The 25,608-nt window shown below is 40.7% G+C and carries 14 protein-coding genes and 1 pseudogene; 12 read left to right on the top strand and 3 right to left on the bottom strand.

The window, feature by feature from the left end; genetic code table 11:
* Positions 1-791 (bottom strand): annotated as a pseudogene (locus CHI06_RS23835) (RNA-guided endonuclease TnpB family protein); the annotation flags it as partial.
* 692 nt (positions 792-1,483) lie between these two features.
* Between CHI06_RS23835 and katG the strand changes: the two are divergent.
* The 3 genes from katG to CHI06_RS23820 all read left to right on the top strand — a co-directional run bounded on the left by katG (position 1,484) and on the right by CHI06_RS23820 (position 7,917).
* On the top strand, positions 1,484-3,694 hold the full coding sequence (gene katG, locus CHI06_RS23830) for a catalase/peroxidase HPI (protein WP_095251054.1): 2,211 nt from the start codon (positions 1,484-1,486) through the stop codon (positions 3,692-3,694).
* A gap of 519 nt (positions 3,695-4,213) precedes the next feature.
* Positions 4,214-6,205: an oxidoreductase gene (locus CHI06_RS23825; protein ID WP_095251053.1), complete on the top strand. Its 1,992-nt coding sequence runs from the start codon at positions 4,214-4,216 to the stop codon at positions 6,203-6,205.
* A 266-nt stretch (positions 6,206-6,471) separates the two neighbouring features.
* A complete protein-coding gene (locus CHI06_RS23820; protein ID WP_095251052.1) occupies positions 6,472-7,917 on the top strand; it encodes a glycoside hydrolase family 1 protein in 1,446 nt (481 codons plus the stop codon).
* Between the two features lie 183 nt (positions 7,918-8,100).
* On the opposite strand, the gene CHI06_RS23815 is transcribed toward CHI06_RS23820, so the two are convergent.
* Positions 8,101-9,930: a helix-turn-helix domain-containing protein gene (locus CHI06_RS23815; protein WP_179292761.1), complete on the bottom strand. Its 1,830-nt coding sequence runs from the start codon at positions 9,928-9,930 to the stop codon at positions 8,101-8,103.
* Positions 9,931-10,227: 297 nt separating this feature from the next.
* Here CHI06_RS23815 and CHI06_RS23810 point away from each other — a divergent pair, with 297 nt between their 5' ends.
* The 7 genes from CHI06_RS23810 (at position 10,228) to CHI06_RS23780 (ending at position 18,451) form a co-directional block, all read left to right on the top strand.
* Positions 10,228-11,367 carry an acyl-CoA dehydrogenase gene (locus tag CHI06_RS23810; RefSeq protein ID WP_095251050.1) on the top strand — a complete coding sequence of 380 codons (1,140 nt, stop codon included), beginning with the start codon at positions 10,228-10,230 and terminating at the stop codon, positions 11,365-11,367.
* A 44-nt stretch (positions 11,368-11,411) separates the two neighbouring features.
* Positions 11,412-13,379, top strand: a complete 1,968-nt coding sequence (locus tag CHI06_RS23805) for an acetate--CoA ligase (RefSeq protein ID WP_095251049.1) — start codon at positions 11,412-11,414, stop codon at positions 13,377-13,379.
* Positions 13,380-13,537: 158 nt separating this feature from the next.
* Positions 13,538-14,899: an acetyl-CoA carboxylase biotin carboxylase subunit gene (locus CHI06_RS23800; protein ID WP_095251048.1), complete on the top strand. Its 1,362-nt coding sequence runs from the start codon at positions 13,538-13,540 to the stop codon at positions 14,897-14,899.
* Between the two features lie 11 nt (positions 14,900-14,910).
* Positions 14,911-15,123: an acetyl-CoA carboxylase biotin carboxyl carrier protein subunit gene (locus CHI06_RS23795; protein WP_095251047.1), complete on the top strand. Its 213-nt coding sequence runs from the start codon at positions 14,911-14,913 to the stop codon at positions 15,121-15,123.
* Positions 15,124-15,156: 33 nt separating this feature from the next.
* Entirely contained in the window at positions 15,157-16,083 is a 927-nt protein-coding gene (locus CHI06_RS23790; RefSeq protein WP_095251046.1) for a hydroxymethylglutaryl-CoA lyase, read from the top strand.
* A 13-nt stretch (positions 16,084-16,096) separates the two neighbouring features.
* Positions 16,097-16,879 carry an enoyl-CoA hydratase gene (locus CHI06_RS23785; protein ID WP_095251045.1) on the top strand — a complete coding sequence of 261 codons (783 nt, stop codon included), beginning with the start codon at positions 16,097-16,099 and terminating at the stop codon, positions 16,877-16,879.
* Positions 16,880-16,918: 39 nt separating this feature from the next.
* Positions 16,919-18,451 (top strand): acyl-CoA carboxylase subunit beta, encoded by a 1,533-nt coding sequence (locus tag CHI06_RS23780; protein ID WP_179292762.1) that lies wholly within the window; start codon positions 16,919-16,921, stop codon positions 18,449-18,451.
* A 60-nt stretch (positions 18,452-18,511) separates the two neighbouring features.
* Here the strand turns inward: CHI06_RS23780 and CHI06_RS23775 are convergent, their stop codons facing one another.
* Positions 18,512-19,417: a LysR family transcriptional regulator gene (locus CHI06_RS23775; RefSeq protein WP_095251044.1), complete on the bottom strand. Its 906-nt coding sequence runs from the start codon at positions 19,415-19,417 to the stop codon at positions 18,512-18,514.
* A gap of 133 nt (positions 19,418-19,550) precedes the next feature.
* Between CHI06_RS23775 and gltB the strand changes: the two genes are divergently transcribed.
* Both gltB and gltD read left to right on the top strand, forming a co-directional pair.
* Positions 19,551-24,095: a glutamate synthase large subunit gene (gltB, locus tag CHI06_RS23770; RefSeq protein WP_095251043.1), complete on the top strand. Its 4,545-nt coding sequence runs from the start codon at positions 19,551-19,553 to the stop codon at positions 24,093-24,095.
* A gap of 17 nt (positions 24,096-24,112) precedes the next feature.
* On the top strand, positions 24,113-25,579 hold the full coding sequence (gene gltD / locus CHI06_RS23765) for a glutamate synthase small subunit (RefSeq protein ID WP_095251042.1): 1,467 nt from the start codon (positions 24,113-24,115) through the stop codon (positions 25,577-25,579).
* Positions 25,580-25,608: the final 29 nt, after the last annotated feature.

Here is a 25,608-nt window from a genome sequence, read left to right as displayed (position 1 = left end):
CTTTTTGCAAGTAGTCTGTTCTTGCATTTTTGATTCTCTCATGGATACGAGCTACTTTTCGTTTTTGCTTTTGGATGTTTTTCGCTTCATCCAATTTACATTTTCTTTTCAATGCTAGCTGCTGCCTTCGGGAAAGGACACGGTGGGCATCAGCCAACTTCTTTTCCAATGTATGAAGCCATTTAGGATTACCAAAAACTTCACCATTTGATTGAATGGCAAAGTTTTTCAGTCCTAAGTCAACACCAACGAAAGAGCCTGTTTTTTCTAACTGTTTCGCTTCCACTTCTGTAAGAATGGACACAAAGTATTTTCCGCTTGGATTTCGTCTAACAGAAGCGTTAATAATACGACCTTCTACTTCACGACTTTTGGCAAAGCGAACAAGACCGAGTTTCGGTAGTTTGACTTTGTTGCCTATAATGGCAATATTCTTATTTGTTTCTTTTGTTGTGTAAGATTGTACCTTTATATTTTTTTTAGATTTGAAACGTGGTGCTTTATTTTGCTTCTTGAAAAATCATAAATATGAATCAGCAAGGTTTTTTAATGAGGATTGAAGGGCAATGCTATCAACTTCTTTTAGCCATGCTAATTCCTTTTTCAACTGCGTTAATTCAGCGGAACAGGAATTGTAGGTTAATCCTTTTCCGGTCTCTTTGTATTAATCATTCCACTTGTCCCAAAAAGCGATTGAATACGAAACGACAACATCCAATTGTTTTTCCAATAAGGATTTCCTGTTTTTGAGTTGGATATATACGGAACTTATATGCTTTGTTGATTAACATTGTTTTCACCTCACATTTAAGGGGAATATATGTTCTTAATATACCATGATGGGGAAATTTTGGCTATCGCCAAACCGACATTCATCTCCCCCTTATCGTTGGACTTAACTCTTCGCACGATTGAAGAGGGTGTCTTCTGTCGGGAAATGATATAATAAATATGTTACGGGATATAAGACTGTTTGGTGTTTTCACACCTGCGGTCTTTTTTATTGTTTATAAAACCCCTAGATTAGTGGATAACTGTTCAAATAGGTTATTCGTGAGAGATGAGAGCCTGAGGACCGCTAAAAGAAGAAGCAGCGTTCACTCATAATTAGACTATTGCTTACATTCTATTACTTTAAAATATTTCTGTAGGATTCTCCGAATCGTTTTTCTAGAACCTATCAACTTACCTGTTATGCTAACTGAAAATAGGTTGGCAAGTAAAAGCCCAGCTATTTTTTATATGCTTAAATTAGCTGACCTGTAAAAGTTATCATAATATCGTCATAATTATTGTTCTTAAGATTGAAGGCATCATAAGAATTCTTAAATGTTACAAATTTGTGATTATGATGGTTATTTTTTCAATTTTTAGTAATAGATTAGTAGAATAGAATATAGAATAATTATTGTCATCCAGTTTGTTTTCCTACCATTAGAAGAATAATTATTGTTACTTATTTTACAAAGAGAGGGGAAGAAGTATGGACGTTAATAACAATGCTAAAACAGACGGGTGCCCGTTTAATCACGGAGGCGCTACTAGTAACAAATCTAGCGGTACATCAAATCGAGATTGGTGGCCAAACCAGTTAAACTTGAATATTCTCCATCAGCATGACAGAAAATCTAATCCTATGGGAGAAGACTTTGTGTATGCTGAAGAATTTAAAAAAATAGACTACTATGAACTTAAACAGGATCTTCAGAATCTAATGACAACCAGTCAAGATTGGTGGCCTGCTGACTATGGACATTATGGTCCATTGTTTATCCGTATGTCTTGGCACGCTGCTGGTACTTATCGTAATACCGACGGAAGAGGCGGTGGTGGAGCTGGTGCACAGCGTTTTGCTCCACTTAACAGCTGGCCTGACAATGGCAACCTTGATAAAGCTCGCAGGCTATTATGGCCGGTTAAGCAAAAGTATGGCAACAAGATTTCGTGGGCTGACCTGCTCCTTCTAGCTGGTAATGTAGCCATTGAATCCATGGGGGGTAAGACGTTTGGTTTTGGAGGAGGACGCGAAGACATCTGGCATCCAGAAGAAGACATTTACTGGGGTACTGAAACAGAATGGCTAGGTGATAATCGTTACTCAGGAGATCGTGATCTAGAAAATCCACTTGCTGCCGTTCAGATGGGTCTTATTTATGTTAACCCAGAAGGTCCGAACGGTAAACCAGATCCGATTGCAAGTGCTCGCGACATACGTGAAACCTTTGCACGTATGGGTATGAACGATGAAGAAACTGTGGCACTAATCGCAGGCGGTCATACTTTTGGTAAAGCACACGGTGCAGGAGATGCTGCTCATGTTGGTCCAGAACCAGAAGCTGCTCCTATTGAAGCACTTGGTTTAGGTTGGTTAAGCACACACGGCAGTGGTAAAGGTCATGATACTATCACTAGCGGTATTGAGGGTGCTTGGACTGCTAATCCAACACAGTGGGACAATGGTTACTTTGATTTATTATTTGGGTATCAGTGGTGGCTTACAAAGAGTCCTGCAGGTGCCTATCAGTGGCTTGCAGTAAATCCTGATGAGAAGGATCTTGCACCGGATGCAGAAGATCCATCCGTTAAAGTTCCAACGATGATGACCACTGCGGATATGGCATTACGTTATGATCCCGAATATGAAAAGATATCTCGTCGTTTCCATCAGAATCCAGAAGAATTTGCCGACGTATTTGCCCGTGCATGGTTCAAACTTCTTCACCGTGACATGGGTCCTAAAGCAAGATATCTAGGCCCTGAGGTTCCTAAAGAAGATCTTAACTGGCAAGATCCTGTACCAACTGTTGATTATCAATTAACAGATGGGGAAGTAGCAGAGCTTAAAGCAAAGATCCTAGATTCAGGACTTTCAGTCAGCGAGTTAGTAACAACTGCTTGGGCTTCAGCTAGTACCTTCCGTGGCTCAGATATGCGTGGTGGAGCTAATGGTGCCCGTATCCGTCTTGCTCCACAGAAGGATTGGGAAGTGAATCAACCGGAACTGCTTGCAAAAGTGCTTCATGTACTGGAAGACATTCAAAGTACGTTAGATAAGCGAGTTAGCCTTGCCGATTTAATTGTTCTAGGTGGTAGTGCTGCGGTAGAAAAGGCTGCACGTGATGCAGGCTTTGATGTTACAGTTCCTTTTGCTCCTGGACGCGGAGATGCAACAGAAGAGCAAACTGATGCAGAGAGCTTTGCGGTACTAGAGCCTGTCGCTGATGGATTCCGCAACTATCAGAAGAAGCAGTATAGTGTAAGCCCAGAGGAGCTACTAGTAGACAAGGCACAACTTCTAAACCTTACTGCACCAGAAATGACTGTACTTGTTGGCGGTATGCGTGTTTTAGGTACAAACCATCGTGGCACAGAACACGGTGTATTCACTGATCGTGTAGGCACACTCACTAACGACTTCTTTGTGAACTTGCTTGACATGGGAGTAGAGTGGAAGCCTGTAGAAGAGAACGTATATGTAGGTCGTGATCGTAAAACAGGTAAAGTAGTGCGTACTGCAACTAGAGTGGACCTCGTGTTTGGTTCAAACTCTGTTTTACGTGCTCTAGCAGAAGTTTATGCTCAAGATGATAACAAAGAGAAGTTTGTACGTGACTTTATAGCTGCTTGGGTCAAGGTAATGAATGCAGATCGCTTCGACCTTAAGTTGAAGAAAGCTCAAAAAATAGGCATTTAAAGTTACTAAACCCGGAACTTCTTTGCCTGTCACTACCCATCGAGTGGTGACAGGTACTTTTTTTATTTTTTAGCTTTGTTAAATTTCATTGTTGATTATTAGTACAATGGTATAAAAGGTCGATGAAAGACAAATCAGGAGAATTTCCAATGAGATTAGTCCTTCATAAGTGTGATGAAAGACAAATCAGGAGAATTCCCAATGAGATTAGTCCTTCATAAGCGTGATGAAAGACAAATCAGGAGAGTTCCCAGTGAGATTAGTCCTTCATAAGCATGATAAAAGACAAATCAGAAGATTACTCATTGAGTTTAGTCCTTCATAAGGATTTCCATGAGAAAAATCAACATCTGTCTTTAACAGACCCTATTTTTTAAAAATTTTACATACAATTGTCACTAAACGATCATATGAAGGGACAAAAACTTCAGTCAACTTCCATTAAAATAAAAAGTGTGATTAATTTTTTAATAGTACTTGTGAATTATTTCACAAACAAACTTAAAAGGGAGGGTCAAAATGCAATACCCAAACTTATTCAAACAAGGTAAAATAGGCAATCTAACATTGAAAAACAGAGTGGTCATGCCGCCCATGGGAACGAACCTAGCTGGTCCGGAAGGGGAAGTCACTGATCAACTAATTGAGTATTATGAAGAAAGGGCTAAGGGCGGGACTGGATTAATTATTGTTGAATTTACCTGTATCGATAATGAATACGGGAAAGGATTTGTTAGGCAAGTAAGGCTGGACGATGATGTTTTCATCCCAGGAATACACGCACTCGCTAAGACGGTACATAAATATGGAGCGAAGGTTTTTGTACAAGTTCATCACGCAGGCAGACAGTCAAATTCTTCGTTAATTAATGGTAAACAAAGCGTTGCACCTAGTAACATTGCCTGTGCTGCAGTAGGTGAAGAACCTCGGGAATTGACAACAGCAGAAGTAAAAGAGCTAGTAAATAAATTTGTTCAGAGCGCCATAAGATGTAAGCAGGCTGGCATTGATGGTGTTGAAGTCCACGGTGCACATGGTTATTTAATTAACCAGTTCTTAAGCCCTGAGGCAAATTTACGTACGGATGAATACGGGGGAAGCTTTAAGAATCGAATGAGATTTATCGAGGAAATCATTGTTGGTATTAGAGAAAAGTGTGGTAAGGATTACCCTGTAACTGTTCGTCTCAGTGTCGATGAATTTATTGAAGGTGGAATAGATTTAGAGTTAGGTAAGGATATTAGTCGGTACTTAGAAACACTAGGAGTAGATGGACTGCATATTAGTTGCGGAACCTATGACTCTATGGACAAGATAATTGAATCCCCGTTATTTGAACAAGGCTGGAGAGTCTATCTAGCAGAGGAGATAAAAAAAGAAGTCAATATTCCAGTTATCACCGTTGGGTCAATTCGTGAACCACAATTTGTAGAAAACATTTTATCTGAGGGGATGGCAGACTTTGTGACCATAGGAAGGGGATTAATCGCTGATCCTGAGTGGGTAAACAAAACAATGGAAGGACGCGAAGCGGAAATAAGAAAATGTATTAACTGTCTCCATTGTATCCATTCAGTTATGGGTAACTCACACGTTCTTTGTTCCATCAATGCTAGAGCAGGCCGAGAACTAGAGTTTAAGGAACTTCAGCACCTTCCTTCTGATGAAAAACGTCATGTTGTGATCGTTGGTGGTGGGCCAGGTGGAATGGAAGCAGCACGAATTCTAACATTAAAAGGTTATCGGGTTATTCTTTTTGAAAAGGATAATAAACTTGGTGGTCAACTGCATCTTGTAACTGACCCAATTTATAGAAAGAAAATGACATGGCACATTAATTACCTAAGTAGCGAAATGAAACGTTTAAATATTGATGTTCGTATGAATTCAGAGCCTACCGTTGAAGAAATCACATCTTTCAATCCTTATGCTGTTTTTTTGGCAACAGGCGGAAGACCAAAGCTCCCACAGGTCGAGGGTAATGATATAGAACATGTATATACGTATGAAGATGTAAAATTACAAGAAAAAGAATTTACTAATAGTAAAATAACCGTTGTAGGAAGTGGTATGATCTGTCATGGAACTACTCGTCGTCTTGCGGAAGCTGGTAATGAGGTCACATATGTAGAAATTCCTACGAAAGCCAGCAAAAGAATTGGAGCTGAAACGAGATTAAGACTTCTTGAGAAGCTTAAACTAGTAAATGTAAACGTTGTTACAGACCACAAATTGGAAAGAATACTTCCGAGCAGTATTATCGTGGAGGACTTAGTTTCTGGGAAACACTCAGAATTAGAATCAGAGTATGTCATTGTTGCTATGGGTGTGGAGGCGTATAACCCATTAGAGGAGACTTTAAGGGCCCAGATGAATAATGTGTTTGTTTTAGGAGATGCAGCAGGCTATAGTTCCCTTGGTGACGCTACCCGGGACGGCTTTGAAAAGGCATATTTCCTTGAATCCATTGTTACACAACACAGGGAAGAAGAGGTTACGCAAACAGTTTGAATTTGAAAAAGTACAAAACTATAATTCCTAACAATTATGAACAGTTGCTTTAGGCATGGTATAATTATATTCCTTGGCAGGGGCACAAAAAAAGAAGCAGGGATCATGATTAGGTGACCCCTGCTTCTTTTCCTTTCCTTATATAATCTTTCCAATCATGGGAATACTATTTTTTATAACCAAGGGTAACCAAGGGGACGGTTCTTCCGGCCTAAAAGGGCCGGAAGAACCGTCCCCTTGGTTTTAAGCTAGGAGGAATTAAAAGAATGAAAGATTCACAAAAGATATTGTTTCCTGAAGGTTTTTTATGGGGCGGTGCAACGGCAGCGAACCAGATAGAAGGTGGATTTAATGAAGGGAATAAGGGCTTAAATATTGCCGATGTTCTGCCAGGTGGAAAAGAGCGCCTTAAAATATTAATGTCTGCTGGTTTTAACTTTGAAATCAATCGCGAAAAATACACGTATCCAAATCATGAAGCCATTGATTTTTATCATCGTTACAAAGCAGATATCGCTTTGTTTGCCGAAATGGGCTTTAAAGTGTTTCGGATGTCGATTGCTTGGACAAGGATTTTTCCAAATGGTGATGAGCTGGAACCCAATGAAGAAGGTTTGGCTTTTTACGACCGGGTTTTTGATGAGTTACTAAAGCATGGAATTGAACCGGTAGTGACGATTTCCCACTATGAAATGCCGCTTCACCTGGTAAAAGAATTTGGGGGCTGGAGGAATCGACAGGTTGTTACTTTCTTTGAAAAATATGCCAATGTTATTCTTAAGCGTTATAAGGATAAAGTGAAATACTGGATGACTTTTAACGAGATCAATGGTGCCTTGAAGATGCCAATTATGAGCATGGGCTTTTCTCCCAAAAGAGAAGAAGACCGGTACCAGGAGACATTCCAGGCCTTCCATCATCAATTTGTTGCCAGTGCTATCGCAGTAAAAGCCTGTAAGGAAATGATTCATGATGCAAAAATTGGCTGCATGATCCTGTTTGCACCTGTTTATTCTTACGATAGCAATCCGGAAAACATTATCTATGCCTTAAGAGAAGAGGAATTGTTTAATTATTTCTGTGCTGATGTCCATGTGCGCGGTGAGTATCCAGCCTTTATTAAGCGTTTCTTTAAGGAGAAAAATATTAGATTAGAGATTCATGAAGGTGACCTGGATATAATCAAAGAAGGTACAGTGGATTATATTGGATTAAGTTATTACATGTCCCGTACGGATAAACAAGAAAAGTCTGAAGGGGAAAAAGCACAAGGAAATATTGTTGGAGGAGTAAAAAACCCATTCCTAAAGGCAAGTGACTGGGGCTGGGAGATAGACCCTGTGGGTTTACGTATCAGCTTAAACAAACTTTATGGAAGATACCAGGTTCCGCTATTTGTAGTAGAAAATGGCTTAGGGGCGTATGACCAAATGGAAGAAGATGGTTCCATCAATGATGACTACCGGATTGATTACCTACGCGAACATGTGAGGGCGATGGGAGAGGCAATTGAGGATGGAGTGGAACTGATGGGTTATACAAGCTGGGGGTGTATTGACCTAGTCAGTATGTCAACTGGTGAAATGTCCAAGCGCTATGGATTCATCTACGTCGATAAGAACGATGACGGAAGTGGAACACTGGAAAGAAGAAGGAAAGAATCTTTCCATTGGTATAAAAAAGTGATTGAAAGTAATGGAGGAGTCCTATAACCTTCCGCCGCTAAATACATTTAAAGAGACTAAATCAAACACATTCAAAATGAATGGTTTGGTTTAGTTTTTTCATTGGGGATAGTTTATAAACTAAAAAAGACTGAACCAAAAAGTAATAGTTACTAAAACTTTTGGGTTAGTCTCAATGATACATTCTTCTTATGAGGATCTTTCAGTTTTTTAGCTATTGTATTTCTGTAAGGTGTCTTTATCTTTTATATATTGATAGATGTTTATTGCTAAATGAATATTAAATAATGTTTGACTATCATTCAAGTCCGATAATAGAATTTCCTCAATTCGTTTTAAACGATAGCTTAAGGTGTTTGTATGAATATGTAAAGAATCAGCCGTTTTCTTGATGTTTTGATTTTGGTCTAAATATACAATCAGTGTGCTTAACAATTCGCCTTTTCTAGATTGTTCATACTGAATTAGAGGACCTAATACTTCTTGGATAAAATCAAGCAACTCTTCCTGTGAATTTTGTAAAATAAACCTTTGAACGCCAAGGTCTGTATAACTAAGAATTCGATGATCAAATTGATAGTTTTTGAGAAACTTTATGCACTTTGTCGCTTCTACAAATGACTCATGGACAAGGGTAAGCCCTTGCTTCATTCTTCCAATACCAATCGATACGTCTATCTCACTATATTTATTTTTAATCTGCAGCTGTAACTTTCTTGCAAGTTCTTTTATTTCAGCAACAATATTGAACGAAGAAACTTTTGATTGCAAGGATAGAAGAGCAACAATTTGATTCTCATCCCTTACTGCCGTAACTTGAGAGTTCCCCCCAAGTAATGGCATATTGACCATATGGAGTAAATTCCTGATAACATAATCACCAAAAACCTTTTGCTCGTCTAACTTATCTTCAAAATTAATAATAAGGGCAACATAGTTCCAGTTAGGGTCAAAGTTTAAATTTTTTGCTTTCTGAATGAGTACTTCATCGATTTGTCCTGTAAACAGCTTCGTCACGAATTCCCCTCTTAATCGCTGCTGTGTTTCAAAAACGGCTTGCTCTTTTACCAGTTCAAGCGAAATGACAGTACATGCATGTTCAAGAGCTGCGATATCCACTTCATTCATTTTTTGCATAGAAAGGATAATGAGCCCGCCTAGAGACTTAAGTTTGGACCCAAGCGATAATACAACCAAGTGATACGTATCATCATTTATCGTTATTTCAGAAATGGTATGTGAGTTTTCTAGTGTTAGAATAATTTGTTTTGCATACGCTTTCATATACTCGGTCATTTCAACAGAAAAATTCGAATGGCAGGCAGAAGCCTTAAGTTCTCCAATCTCATCAAAGAGAAGCAGATGCTGTCCAATTGTTTTATGTATTAAGTCCATAATTGATTGAATTCCTTCTCCATTTACAACAAGATTGGATAGGTTTCTATGTATTTCAATTGAATGGGAAAGCTTTCGAACCATTAATTCCTTTTCATTATAAAGACTGGATTTTTCCAAAGCAACCGCGGCCTGATGGCCAATCGCTTCTAGAAGATTAATATCCTCTTGCTTAAACTGCAAAGATTGTTCAAAAGAGTCCAATGTAATTACGCCAATGCATTTTCCCTTTTGTAAAATTGGTGAAGAAATGACAGAAGTAAAATGAAAGTTACTCGGAATTGCCCTGTCTAATAAATCTCTGTTATCCGGAGTTAATGTAGACAGTGCCTGTTTAACTTCTAACTCATCCCAAAAAATGAGACACTTTTTTGCTGCAAAAGCCATCCCCGTCATGGATTCACCGCTAACTAGTTTAATTTGCCTGAAAATCTGTGGATAAAATAATCCTTGAGCTGATTTTGCGATGAGTCGATTCTGGTTTTTGTCAAAAATCCATATAGAGCCTCCCCCAGCAGCTTCAACGACAGAGATTGTTTCATTCATGATTGATTCAAAAATGGTATCAATATCTAATTTGGAATTGATAACGTTGGACACATGGATTAAGGACTTTAGCTGCCTATGAGTTAATGTATCTTGCATCATCATCATCCTTTCCCTACGCAATTGGATTTTTATTTTTACGTTTGATTCATTTTTAGTTTTTTGTGTAAAAGTCACAAATTTTTCATTCTAATATTCATGGAAATGAACATAGCATTATTCTCCTAATAGTTATATTCTGATTATATGAAAATTTCGATAGTATTGATAGGGGGTCTGCAAAAGAGTTTTAGGAGAGATTGAGATTTGCTGCAAAAAAATGGTCATTAAGAGTAATTTAGATTAGAAATTTTTTTACTAAAAACAATCAGAATATTTGGAAAGGGGTTGTAGATAATGAATTTTGATTTAACGAAAGAACAAGAAATGATACGCAGTGTAATTCGAGATTTTGCTGATGCAGAAGTTGCTCCTGGAGCAGATGAACGTGATAGAACGGGGGATTTTCCTAAGGAAGCTTTTTCAAAGTTATCAGATTTAGGAATCATGGGTCTTCCTTTCCCTGAACAATATGGGGGTGGAGAAGCAGACACAATCAGCTTTGCAATTGTTGTTGAAGAACTTAGTCGTGTATGTGCATCAACAGGCATTACATATTCAGCACATATTTCATTAGGAGGGGCCCCTCTTAATTTATTTGGCACCCACGAGCAAAAAGAGAAATACTTAACACCAATTTGTACTGGAGAGTCCTTCGGAGCATTTGGATTGACTGAACCGAATGCAGGATCCGATGCAGGAGGAACCCAAACAACAGCAGTTCTTGATGGAGATGAGTGGATTATTAACGGATCCAAATGTTTTATTACAAACGCAAGCTATGCCAATCACCTTGCAGTGACAGCGGTAACAGATCGCTCAAAAGGAATCAACGGTATCAGCGCATTTATTGTTCCTACTAACGCTCCAGGATTCACTGTAATCGACAACTATGAAAAAATGGGTCTGCATGCCTCAAATACAACAGAACTTATCCTAGAAAATGTAAGAATTCCTCAAGAAAATCTGTTAGGAACAATTGGAAACGGTTACAAGCAATTTTTAGCTACTCTTGATGGCGGTAGGATTGGAATCGGTGCCATGGCTGTAGGAATTGCACAAGGAGCTTATGATAAAGCTCTTCAATATGCAAAAGAAAGAAAACAGTTTGGAAAAAGTTTATCTAACTTCCAGGCAATCCAATTTAAATTAGCCGACATGGCAATGAATATCGAATTAGCCCGGAATATGGTTTTCAAAGCAGCTTGGTTAAAGGATCAAGGACGATCTTTTAAAAAGGAAGCAGCATTCGCGAAATTATTTGCTTCAGAAATATGCATGCGTGCCTGTGATCAGGCCGTTCAAATTCATGGCGGATATGGATATATGAAGGAATATCAGGTTGAGCGATTCTTCCGTGATGCAAAACTTTTGGAAATTGGCGAAGGAACATCTGAAGTTCAACGAATGGTCATTGCTAAACAAATTGGATGTTAATGAATTTTATAGGTATTAACTAAAAATTGTAAAGGGGTCATGACATGGATATCAGTGGAATTTTACAAGTGGTTTCAAATAGCAAACTAATTTATCCTGCAGAAGAAAAAGTGCGTTCAACCTCCATTGGGAGCAACGAAGCTTTTCAAGAACTTCTTAAATTATCCCAAGAAGATCCTGCGGCCTTTTGGGATCGTGCAGCACGTGAACTTGATTGGTATGAACCATGGAATGAAACCATTAGTGGGCAACTTCCCGATTTTCGCTTTTTTTCAGGCGGCATTAGTAACCCAAGTGTAAATTTACTTGATCGGCATATAGCAAATGGGGCTGGAAACCGGACCGCTCTCATTTGGGAAGGTGAAAACGGGGACACCAAATTTTACACATATAATATGCTTCTTGCTGAAGTGAATCGATTTGCGAATGTTCTTAAATCATTTGGTGTGAAAAAAGGTGATTGTGTTGCTATTTTTCTTCCGAATCTAGCCGAAGCCATTATTTCTGTTTTAGCTTGTTTTCGAATTGGTGCCATTTACAATACGATTTTCTCAGGTTATTCCGAAAAATCATTGACAGACCGACTTATTAATTTTGAGCCCAAAGTATTGATCACTGCGGATGCAACTGAACGCAGGGGTAAACTCATTTCTTTAAAAGAAAAAGTTGATAATGTTGTACCATCTATTCCATCTATTGAAGCAGTTATTGTTGTAGATCGATTGGGATCAGAGGTTCAAATGAAAGAAGGCCGGGATTACTGGTGGCATGAGCAGACAAATGCACAAAGCATCGTTTGTGAACCTGAGAGAATAGAAGCTAATGAGAGTGGTATTGTGTTTTATACTAGCGGTACGACAGGTAAACCAAAAGGTGTCGTGCATTCCGGTATGGCTTTTATCATTCAGAATTACATATATGCGAAGTATCATATGGATCACCGTAATGACGATGTCTTCTGGTGCACCGCGGATATTGGCTGGTTAACCATGCATATTTGGGGGATTACAGGTGCCTTAGCGAACGGTGTAACAACCGTTGTCTTTGAAGGGGCAGTTGATTATCCAACAAAAGACCGTTTTTATCAAATCATTGAAAAATACAGAGTAAACAAACTGTTTACTGCCCCGACAGCATTAAGAATGTTAAAAAGTATGGGAGAAAAAGCGTTAGCGAAATTTGATTTATCTTGTCTCGATGTCATTTCACTTGTGGGTGAACCTTTCGATCCGGAAACCTGGCAATGGACCTATGATGTTTTAGGAAAGAAAAAGGTATATATCAATAATACTTGGGGTCAAACCGAAACAGCGGGATCGCCAATAGCTGGAGCAGCTTGGCTGACACCCATGAAACCGGGTGCCGCGGGTACTGCCTTTTTAGGTGCTGTTATGGATGTAGTTGATGAAGAAGGCAATCCTGTTAAACCTGGCAGGTTAGGAAATCTGGTTATACGAAAACCATTTCCGATGCTATGCCGAACTCTTTGGAAAGAACCTGAGCGATATTACGCATCCTATTTTAGCCAAGTAGATGGCTGCTATTATGCCAGCGACCTGGCATTAATAGATGATGATGGATATTTATGGGTAGTTGGCCGTTCAGATGATGCCTTTAATGTAGCAGGACATCGTTTAAGTACCATGGAGATGGAAAGCGCTGTACTAGAAATTCAGGGTGTTGCTGAAACAGCTATCATTGGAATCCCTGACGAAATTAAAGGAGAAGTTCCGCTCGTATTTGTTCGTCTCGCTGATGGCTATCAAGAAACAGAAGAATTAAGACAACAAATAAATGATCAGATTATTCAACAAATTGGTAAGATTGCAGCTCCAAAATCTATTATTTTTACTGATATGCTGCCGAAAACAGTCAGCGGAAAAATCATGCGCCGTCTATTAAAGGAAATTGTTGTATCCGGAAAGGTTCAAGGTGACATTACAGGATTAGAAGATCCAGCTACCGTAGCACAAATACAAAAACTACTTGCTGAAAAAGCATCAGTTAAATAGTTAGTAATTAAAACCAGTTATTTGTCAGGAAAATGATTGGCAAATAACTGGTTCCATTTAGAATATTACATATCTCCTCAACGGTAAAAGGTTAAGTTTCTAATGAAGCAAATGACCTTTGGACCTATTTAGATAGAAGATAGAAAGGGTGGAAAGGCATGTTCAAAAAAGTTTTAATTGCTAATCGCGGTGAAATTGCTGTTCGTGTAATCCGTACATGCAAAGACTTAGGGATCACAACGATTGCAGTTTACTCCGAAGCTGATAGTGATGCTCCACATGTAAAACTGGCAGATGAAGCCTATTTAATTGGAGGTTCTCGGGTAGCAGAAAGCTATTTAAATATCAATAAAATTCTAGAGGTCGCTCATGCATCAGAGGCGGAGGCAATCCACCCGGGATATGGCCTGCTTTCTGAAAATGCTGAATTTGCCCGCCGTTGTGAAGAAGCTGGCCTTGTTTTCATCGGACCTTCTCCAGGGGTTATTTCTAAAATGGGAAGTAAGATTGAATCACGTAAAGTAATGGAGGAAGCAGGTGTTCCTGTCGTTCCAGGGATTACCTACCCGCTCGGAGATGCAGAGGAAGCCGTAGAAGTCGCAGACCGTATCGGTTATCCCGTTATGCTAAAAGCCTCTGCCGGGGGTGGTGGAATTGGAATGCAGGTAGTCCAAAACGGGGATGAAATCCGAAAAGCCTTTGCGGGGAACCAAAAGCGCGCTACTGATTTCTTTGGCGATGGCGCGATGTATATCGAAAAATTTGTTGAAAATCCAAGACATATTGAGATTCAAATCTTAGCGGACGGTTTTGGTAACACAGTTTACCTTTGGGAACGTGAATGTTCGGTCCAACGCCGTCATCAAAAAGTCGTAGAGGAAGCCCCATCATCGTTTATTACCGAAAAAACCCGTACCAAGATGGGGGAGGCTGCAGTAAAAGCGGCGAAATCAATAGGGTATAAAAATGCAGGAACCATCGAGTTCTTAGTTGATGAAGAGCAAAATTTCTACTTTCTTGAAATGAATACCCGTTTGCAAGTGGAGCATCCGGTTACGGAAGAAATTACCGGTTTAGACTTAGTTGAACAACAATTGCAAATTGCTGCAGGGGAAGCTCTTAATTTTACTCAAGAAGAGGTAAAACGTGAGGGGCATGCCATTGAGGTTAGAATCTACGCGGAGGATCCCAAAACATTTTTCCCTTCACCTGGGAAAATAACAAATTTAGAGTTGCCGAACGGACCTGGAGTAAGACATGAATTAGCTATTCACGGTCAATCCGTAGTCACTCCTTTTTATGATCCAATGATTGCTAAGCTAGTTGTTAAAGGAAGCAATCGTGAAGAGGCAATAAATCGCCTGCATGCTGCATTAGCTGATTATCATATTGAAGGTATTAAAACAAATATCCCAATGCTGAAAGAGGTTATTGCCCATTCGGCTTTCCATTTAGGTGATACGACAACAGACTTTGTCAGCAAGTATATAAAAACGAAAAAAACAAATTCGCAAAAATAGGAGGAATAAACATGAGTGAAATCATTGCAAGTATGGCAGGAAGTGTATGGAAGGTCTTAGTTAAAGCTGGAGATCAGGTAGAAGAGGGTCAAGATGTTGTGATTTTAGAATCGATGAAAATGGAAATTCCGATTGAAGCTGAATTCGCTGGAACGGTGAGAGAAGTAAAAGTGAATGAAGGCGATTTTGTAAATGAAGGCGACGTCATTGTAGAAGTTGAATAGAGCCTGGAAGTAAGGTGGAAAGGAGATGGAGCAATGAAGTGGCCTGCAGGTGTAACAATTAAAGAGGTTGGTCCTCGTGATGGATTACAAAACGAAAAAACTTTTATTTCAACTGAGGATAAAATCACTTGGATTAATCAATTGTCAGATAGTGGACTAAAACATATTGAAATTACCTCTTTTGTTAATCCAAAATGGATTCCGGCACTTTCAGACGCAGTTGCCGTTGCAACGGGCATTAACAAAGTGCCTGGTGTCACCTATACAGCACTTGTTCCAAACCTTCAAGGTTTGGAACGGGCGTTACAAGCGAACATTGATGAAGTAGCATTGTTTATGTCAGCAAGTGAAACTCATAATCTAAAAAATATCAATAAAAGTATTGAACAGACTTTCCCTGTGTTAAGAGATTTGGCCAGAGAATCTATTTCAGCAGGTAAATTCAGCAGAGGTTACGTTTCAACTGTTTTTGGCTGTCCATATGAGGGTCATGTTGATATAGAAGCGGTCATAAGAGTTTCCGAAGCATTATTTGAAATGGGGATTGCGGAGCTGTCTCTCGGGGATACAATTGGTGTCGCAAATCCAAAGCAAGTTCAAGAAGTTTTGGAAGTTTTATTAAAAAGATTTCCAGCAGATAAGTTAGCCATGCATTTTCATGATACAAGGGGAACAGCATTGGCTAACATCTTAGTTTCATTAGAAATGGGGATTACCACTTTTGATTCTTCCCTTGGCGGATTGGGAGGCTGTCCGTATGCACCTGGAGCAGCAGGAAATGTAGCGACAGATGATTTACTCTATATGCTTCACGGAATGGGAATTCATACAGGAGTTGATCAGCAAAAGTTACTTCATGCATCCCAATTCATTCAGGAGAAGATTGGCAGAACATTACCTAGTAAAAGTTTCCAAGCCGCAAGCGCCCAACTGAGCGGAAAGCTTGGAAATACCATGTGAAGTAGGTGAAATGATGAGTAAAACCATATTAGTTAACAAGATGGAAAACGGAATCGTGATGATTACTTTAAATAGGCCAGAAGCTGCCAATGCTTTATCAATAGAGATGTTAGAGGGTCTCCGTGATGTTCTTCTTACATGTAAATATGATCGAGCAGTCCGCTGTATCGTCATTACAGGTGCTGGGGAGAAAGCTTTTTGTGCAGGAGCTGATTTAAAAGAAAGAGCTGGAATGGATAGTGTTCAAGTGAGGAAGACGGTTTCTTTAATCCGCGAAAATATCAACTCTCTAGAATTATTACCCCAACCGGTCATAGCAGCTGTAAACGGCGTTGCTTTTGGCGGGGGAACTGAACTAGCGCTCGCTTGTGATATCCGTATTGCCTCTGAAACTGCTAAGCTTGGTCTTACGGAAACATCACTGGGAATTATTCCTGGTGCTGGTGGAACTCAGCGATTACCAAGATTAGTAGGAAAGGGACGTGCCAAAGAGCTCATTTTCACTGCTAGAAGAATTGATGCAAACGAAGCCCTTGAGATTGGATTAGTAGAATATACCGTTCCTTTTGCAAGCTTAATAGATAGAGCATTAGAAATTGCACGACAAATTGTTCGAAATGGTCCAATTGCCGTTACACAAGCAAAGTTCGCAATAGATAAAGGCTATGATGTTGATCTAAACACCGGTCTAGCAATCGAGCAAAATGCTTATGAAGTGACGATTCCAACAAAAGATCGGTTAGAAGGATTACAGGCTTTTAAAGAGAAACGTACTCCAAATTATATTGGAGAATAAGAAACTTACATGAATCGAGGAGGAAAAATGACTGTGGATATGAAACCTCTCCAACAAACTTTAAATGATAGAGTTGAACAAATTAAAAAGGGTGGACCTCCTAAATATCACGAGAAAAACCAAGAGCAGGGAAAACTATTCGTCCGCGACCGTTTATCATTATTATTCGATTCTGACCTTGAACTAGAGGAGGGTCTATTTGCCAACTGTATGGCGGGGGATCTTCCTGCAGATGGTGTTGTGACAGGGATGGGCAAGATCAATGGCCAGACAGTCTGTGTGATGGCCAATGATTCAACCATTAAAGCTGGTTCTTGGGGAGCTCGTACCGTAGAAAAAATCATTCGAATCCAAGAAACGGCTGAAAAGCTGCGAGTGCCATTATTATACCTAGTAGATTCAGCCGGAGCACGGATAACGGATCAGGTGGAAATGTTCCCAGGGCGTCGTGGTGCAGGAAGAATCTTTTACAATCAAGTAAAACTTTCGGGTAAAATTCCTCAAATCTGTATTCTGTTTGGACCATCTGCTGCTGGCGGAGCCTATATTCCAGCATTTTGTGACATTGTCATTATGGTTGATAAAAATGCATCAATGTACCTGGGCTCACCAAGAATGGCTGAAATGGTTATTGGTGAAAATGTAACCCTGGAGGAAATGGGCGGAGCTCGCATGCACTGTTCGGTTTCGGGCTGCGGTGATGTTCTTGCGAAAAATGAAGAGGAAGCCATTTCAATGGCTAGAAACTATCTTTCTTATTTTCCGGCTAATTTTTCAGAGAAACCGCCAGTTCGTGAGGCAGTGGATCCTAAAGAATTGAAGAAACCATTAGAAGAACTGATTCCGGTTAATCAAAATTCACCATTTAATATGCATGATCTAATTGGTGGGATTATTGATGAAGGCTCCTTCTTTGAGATAAAAAAACTATTTGCTGGCGAACTTATAACTGGACTTGCACGCATGGACGGAAAACCTGTCGGAATTATTGCCAATCAGCCGCGTGTTAAAGGCGGGGTATTATTCCACGATTCAGCAGATAAGGCCGCAAAATTTATCAATCTTTGTGATGCCTTCCATATTCCACTTTTGTTTCTAGTTGATGTGCCTGGATTTATGATTGGTACAAAGGTAGAAAGGGCAGGAATCATTCGCCATGGTGCGAAAATGATTTCAGCGATGTCTGAAGCAAGTGTGCCAAAAATCTCTGTTATCGTACGTAAAGCTTATGGCGCTGGTCTTTATGCAATGGCTGGCCCTGCATTTGAACCGGATGCTTGTCTTGCTTTGCCTTCAGCATCCATCGCTGTTATGGGACCAGAAGCCGCTGTTAATGCCGTTTATGCGAATAAAATTGCTGCGCTTCCCGAAGAGGAGCGAGCAGCTTTCATCGAACAAAAACGTGAAGAATATAAAGAGGATATTGATATTTATAATTTGGCTTCCGAAATGGTGATTGACGGTATTATCCCAGCAAACTCATTACGTAAGGAACTTGTAAATCGTTTTGAGGCGTATTCATCAAAATATCTCATTTTCTCAGAAAGAAAACACGCTGTTTATCCGGTCTAAATTTTAAAAAAACGAGGGGACGGTTCTTCTGGTCAAAAAAGACCAGAAGAACCGTCCCCTTTATAGTTTATACTGTTCCAACCTGCTGAAATATTGGATGAGGAATTCATAGAAATTCTTCTCGGATGGTGCAATGTCTCTATGTTTTGGAATAATAACCCCAACTGTGCGCATGGCTTTTGGTGTCTCAATCGGTACTTTGACGGTGAACCGGGGGACAGAATCATAGAAAGTACTTTCAGGTAATAGGCTAACTCCGATACCTGCTGATACAAGTCCTTTTAATGCATCCATATCCTCCCCTTCGGACGCAATGTTCGGTTCAAAGCCAGCCTCATGACAGGCATCTACAGCAATTTTTCGCAGAATATATCCATCTGGAAATAAGACGAATCGATCTGTCCGTAAGTCACTTAAATACAGACTTTTTCGATCAGCCAAGGGGTGATGCTCAGGAATTAATGCAACGATATTTTCCATAAATAAAATTTTAGCCTCCAAATCTGGTTCCTTCATGGGGACAGGGCCGAGAAAGGCTAAATCGATTTCTCCGTTTTTTACTGCATCAATTAAGTAGGCATAGGAGCCATGCCGCAAATGGAAATTAACATTTGGCGCAACTTCCTTATAAGCCGAAATAAGATTTGGCAGCCAATAGATGGAGAGACTTGAAGGATATCCAATATGAAGCGTTCCTCCTAGTGGATTGAGATATTCTTCTATTTTTTCCTTGCCCTCTTCTAATGTTTTTAAAGCACCTTTTGCAAATTCTAAAAAAATATTTCCGACCTGTGTAATCTTAATATTCCTGCCGACCCTTTCTAATAACTTAACCCCTAGCTCCTCTTCCAGTTTGGTAATTTGATAGCTAACGGCTGATTGTGCCACGTTTAAATTGTCCGCCGCCTCTGTAACATGCTGCCGTTCCGCAACTTCGATTAAATAACGTAATTGACGAAGCTCCATTGTTATTCCTCCTTTTATTTATATAAAAATTAGATTGATTTGATATAAATTATATATTGTTTGTATTAATTAGAAAACCTAAAATAGTTCATATAAATATATCGATAATTCAACAAACAGGGAGAGATTTGAAATGACGTACCATCAACTACCAAAAGCACAAGGTCTCTACCGTCCAGAATTTGAACATGATGCCTGTGGAATCGGCTTGTATGCTCACATAAAAGGAAATGCCACACATGATATTGTGGCAAAAGGACTAAAAATGCTTTGTCAATTGGATCATCGCGGAGGACAGGGGAGTGACCCGCTTACAGGCGATGGCGCTGGACTTATGGTTCAAATACCGGATCAATTTTTCCGTCAAGAATGTTCATCAATAAATTTACCTGAAAAAGGGGAATACGGCGTAGGGATGCTGTTTTTCTCTAAGAATGACGGTGAACGAAAAGAAATTGAAAACTATATCAATAAAATGGTCGAACAAGAGGGGCAAACGGTGCTTGGCTGGAGAACGGTTCCGGTCAATGCAGAAACAATAGGGGTAACAGCACAGGAAAGTTGTCCTGTTATTCGCCAGTTATTTGTTGGTGACAGAGAAAATACGGATTCATTAGCATTTGAACGGAAGTTGTACGTGATTCGGAAACAAGCAGAAAAATGGGCAAAAGAATCTGAACATCGGTTTTACTTTGCGAGCCTTTCGAGCAAGACCATTGTTTACAAAGGACTGTTAACACCTGAACAAGTTGATAAGTTCTATTTGGATTTGCAGGATGAGAATTTTGTCTCTGCGTTTGCTTTAGTGCACTCACGCTTTAGTACAAACACATTTCCGAGCTGGGAAAGAGCACATCCTAACCGGTATTTAATTCATAATGGCGAAATTAATACACTTCAGGGCAACATTCACTGGATGAAGGCACGGGAAAGTCAATTCGTTTCAGAGGCATTTGGAACGGATTTGGAAAAAGTTCTGCCAATCCTTGATACAGATGGAAGTGATTCTTCAATTCTAGACAATGCGCTTGAATTTTTAGTGCTTGCCGGGCGAAAGCCAGCGCATGCAGCGATGATGCTTGTCCCAGAGCCATGGTCTGAAAATCCTCATATCACAGAGGAAAAGCGAGCTTTTTATGAATATCACAGTTCCTTAATGGAGCCTTGGGATGGACCATCCGCTATTTCTTTCACGGACGGGAAACAAATCGGTGCGATTTTAGATCGGAACGGCCTGCGTCCGGCCCGTTATTATGTTACAGAAGATGATTATATTATTTTTTCTTCAGAGGTTGGCGTTATCGATGTAGAGCCTGAAAAGGTATTGTACAAAGAGCGTTTGCGCCCAGGAAAAATGCTTTTGATTGATTTAGAAGAAGGACGAATCATTTCCGACGAGGAAATTAAATCACAGTTGGCGAGTCAACAGCCATATCAGCAATGGCTAAATGAACAGCTTGATCGATTGGAAGTTAGAGAAGAGGCTGAGGGAGAGACCCCGGCTGATTTACTGACCCTTCAAAAGGCCTTTGGTTATACGTACGAAGATATTCAAAAATATATCCTTCCAGCAGTGACTGAAGGCAAGGATCCGCTCGGAGCGATGGGAAATGATATGCCGCTTGCTGTATTATCAGACCGGCCACAAGCTTTGTTTAACTACTTTAAGCAATTATTTGCTCAAGTAACCAATCCGCCGATTGACTCAATTCGTGAAGCCATTGTCACTTCAACCATTTCCTATTTAGGAGCAGAAGGGAATTTACTTCATCCATCAGCAGAAAATTGCCGTCGGATTCAATTGGAGACACCTATCCTAACCAACAGCCAGCTTGTAGATTTAAAGACGAACGAGTCTTTTAAAAGCAAAGTGATCGACATCCTGTTCGCAGAGGATTTAGAAAATAGCCTTAACGAAATTTGCCGTCAAGCAGACAAAGCCATTGCAGGCGGAGTAAGCTTGATTATCCTGTCTGACCGTAATATGAATGCAAAAGGAGTTGCCATTCCATCTTTATTGGCAGCGAGTACCCTTCATCAACATTTGATTCGTGAAGGATTAAGAACGAAGGCAAGCATTATTGTTGAAACAGGCGAAGTGAGAGAAGTTCATCATTTTGCGGTGCTGCTCGGATATGGTGTTGATGCGATTAACCCTTATCTTGCGTTCGCTACCTATCAACAAGCGATTGAGGAAGGAACATTACCATTCACCTATCAAGAAGCGGTGAAGAAGTATATCTATGTCATGACTGAGGGTATTGTGAAGGTCATGTCAAAAATGGGGATTTCAACCGTGCAAAGCTACCGTGGTGCACAAATTTTTGAAGCAGTTGGAATCAGCTCTGATGTCATCGACACCTACTTCACAGGAACAGTTTCCCAGCTTGGCGGAATTGGTTTAGACTCTATCGCCCAGGAAGCGAAGCTGCGTCATGGTGAAGCTTTTACTGAAACAACTGACAAGACTTTAGAGTCAGGCAGTAACTTTCAATGGAGACATGATGGTGAACATCATGCCTTTAATCCTGGAACCATCCACACTTTGCAATGGGCTTGCCGTAAGGGTGATTATGAATTATTTAAAAAATTCTCCACACAGGCAAATGAAGAAAGACTAGGCTTCCTACGCAACTTATTCTCCTTCAATGGTTCGCTTCCAGCTGTTCCGATTGAAGAGGTTGAATCAGTCGATTCGATTGTGCGCCGCTTTAAAACAGGTGCAATGTCGTTTGGTTCCATCAGTAAGGAAGCGCACGAAACATTAGCCATTGCCATGAACCGATTAGGCGGAAAAAGCAATTCCGGTGAAGGCGGGGAAGATTCAAGCCGCTCACGTATAGATGAAAATGGCGACAATAGAGGAAGTGCAATCAAACAGGTTGCTTCCGGCCGTTTTGGTGTAAAGAGTCATTACCTTGTAAATGCAGAAGAGCTGCAAATAAAAATGGCACAAGGTGCAAAGCCTGGTGAAGGCGGCCAGTTGATGGGTTCGAAAGTATATCCATGGGTTGCCGACGTTCGTGGGGCAACGCCGGGAGTTAGCTTAATATCACCGCCGCCGCACCATGATATTTACTCCATCGAGGATTTGGCGCAGCTGATCCATGATTTGAAAAATGCAAACCGTGATGCCCGTATCAGCGTAAAGCTTGTTTCCAAAGGTGGGGTCGGAACGATTGCTGCAGGTGTGGCAAAAGCAGTAGCCGATGTGATTGTTATCAGCGGTTACGATGGCGGAACGGGTGCATCACCGAAAACAAGCATTCAGCATGCCGGATTGCCCTGGGAACTTGGATTAGCAGAGGCACACCAAACGCTTATGCTGAATGGTTTACGTGATCGGGTTGTGCTTGAAACAGACGGAAAATTGATGACAGGTAAGGATGTTGTGATGGCAGCCTTGCTTGGAGCGGAGGAATTTGGCTTTGCGACAGCACCACTGGTCGTCCTTGGCTGTGTCATGATGCGTGTTTGTCATTTGGATACATGTCCGGTTGGAATTGCCACTCAAAATCCTGAGCTTCGCAGAAAGTTCACAGGTGAAGCTGATTATATTGTTAACTTTATGCGTTTCGTTGCACAGGAAGTGCGTGAGATCATGGCTGAACTTGGTTTCAGAAGTGTTGAGGAAATGGTCGGCCGTGCAGATGTGTTAACGGTAAGTGAGCGGGCAAAAACGCATTGGAAGGCACAGCATTTGGATTTAACATCGTTACTTTATAGGCCTGATGGACACCGCACCTTCAAGCGTCCACAAAATCATAAAATTAACGAATCACTTGATATCAAAGAAATTCTTCCAGCTGTTCAACCAGCTTTACAGCAGGGGACACCTGTCGATTTAAGCTTCCCGATTACGAATATTAATCGCGTGGTTGGTACGATTGTTGGAAGTGAAATTTCCAAACGTTACGGTGAAGATGGACTTCCGGAGGATACCGTTACCTTACGATTTACCGGTTCTGCCGGTCAAAGTTTTGGTGCCTTTGTACCAAAAGGAATGACGCTTGAACTTACCGGGGACGCGAACGATTTTGTTGGTAAAGGTTTGTCTGGCGGAAAGATGATAGTCAGAGCAGATGAGCATATGAAATTCGCCTCTGGAGAAAACGTCATCGCTGGAAATGTCGCCTTTATCGGGGCAACAAGCGGTGAAGCTTATATTAACGGACGTGCTGGAGAACGTTTTGCGGTTCGGAATAGCGGCGTCAATGTGGTGGTTGAAGGAGTTGGCGACCATGGCTGTGAGTATATGACTGGCGGGCGTGTTGTTATTTTAGGTGATGTCGGCAAAAATTTTGCAGCTGGAATGTCAGGCGGAATTGCCTACGTTTTAGCAGAAGACATGGAAGCATTTAAGCATTTATGTAATCAAGAATTGATTGAATTTGAATCGGTATCAACTGCGACCGATCAGGATGAGCTAAAACAGTTAATCGAAAACCATTTCCGTTACACTCAAAGTGTAAAGGCAAGCTGTGTTCTCGAAAACTGGAAAAAGTGTGTTAGAAAATTTGTCAAAGTCATTCCGAAAGATTATAAACGGATGATACATTTGATTGAAGAGCAAAAATCAGCAGGATTATCGGAAGAAGAAGCAGTAATGAGCGCCTTTTTAGCGAACTCCTCTGCAAAAACACAATCATCTAAACAGCAGGAAGCTGCAAACCGCTAAGAAAGGGGAGAGGAACAATGGGGAAACCAACGGGATTTATGGAATATTCCCGCGAAAAAGTGGGAGAAAGAAATCCGCTAACACGCCAAAACGATTGGAAAGAATATACGGTTCCTTTTTCTGATGAAAAGTTACGTATACAGGGGGCGCGGTGCATGGATTGCTCCATCCCCTTCTGTCATACCGGCATGGAGATTCAAGGAGCAACATCAGGCTGTCCGATTCACAATCTGATCCCAGAGTGGAATGATTTAGTGTATCGCGGCCGATGGAAAGAAGCGCTTGATCGGCTGTTGAAGACAAATAATTTCCCTGAGTTTACAGGAAGGGTTTGTCCGGCTCCATGTGAAGGTTCATGTACATTGGCGATTTCCGACCCAGCGGTTACAATCAAGAATATTGAACTAGCGATCATCGATAAAGGCTTTGAAAACGGATGGATTACACCAAGGATTCCAAGGTCACGGACCGGTAAGAATGTGGCGATTATCGGTTCCGGCCCTGCTGGTTTGGCAGCAGCTGATCAGCTTAATCAAGCTGGCCACTCCATTACGGTTTATGAGCGTGCCGACCGTCCAGGTGGTTTGCTGATGTATGGAATTCCGAACATGAAGCTTGAAAAGGAAGTAGTAGAACGCCGGGTTCGTTTATTGACTCAGGAAGGCATTGACTTTGTTACCAATACAGAAGTGGGCAAAGACATCACAGCTGCAGAACTTCAAGCAAAGTACGATGCGGTCATCCTTTGTACAGGAGCCCAAAGGCAGCGGGATTTAGTGATTGAGGGCCGGGAAGCAAAGGGAATCCACTTTGCGATGGATTATTTAACGCTAGCAACAAAAAGTCTCCTAGATTCAAATTTTGAGGATGGTCAATTTATCAATGTAGAGGATAAAGACGTCATCGTTATCGGCGGCGGGGACACAGGTGCCGACTGTGTGGCAACAGCGCTTCGTCAAAAATGCCGCAGTGTCGTTCAGTTCGGCAAACATCCGCAATTACCTGGTGCACGTACAGCTGATAATTTATGGCCAGCTTATCCAAACGTTTTTACCATGGATTATGCTTATAAGGAAGCAGAGACCAAATTTGGGGAAGATCCACGCCAATACTCGATACAATCAAAGAAAATCGTCGCTGATGAGAATGGGAATCTTAAAGAGCTTCACACCATCCAAATGGAGAAACTAGAGGATGAAGAAGGTAGGTATTATTTTAAAGAAATCCCAGGCACTGAAAAAGTATGGCCAGCTCAGTTTGTGTTTATCGCAATCGGCTTTGAAGGTACTGAACAGCCTCTATTAAGCCAATTTGGTGTGAAAGCAGTCAACCAAAGGGTTTCTGCTAGATACGGTGAGTTTAAAACCAACGTAGAAGGAGTGTTCGCTGCAGGCGATGCCAGAAGAGGCCAAAGCCTCATCGTATGGGCGATCAACGAGGGTCGAGAAGTCGCACGGGAAGTCGAAAAATACTTGATGGTTTGAAAGCTCATTCTAACCTAATAAATTTTGTA

The sequence above is a fragment of the Bacillus sp. 7884-1 genome, from assembly GCF_002272245.1.
Taxonomy (GTDB): domain Bacteria; phylum Bacillota; class Bacilli; order Bacillales; family Cytobacillaceae; genus Neobacillus.
The sequence above is the reverse complement of the archived record's forward strand: the minus strand, read 5'-3'. Positions and strand labels throughout refer to the sequence as shown.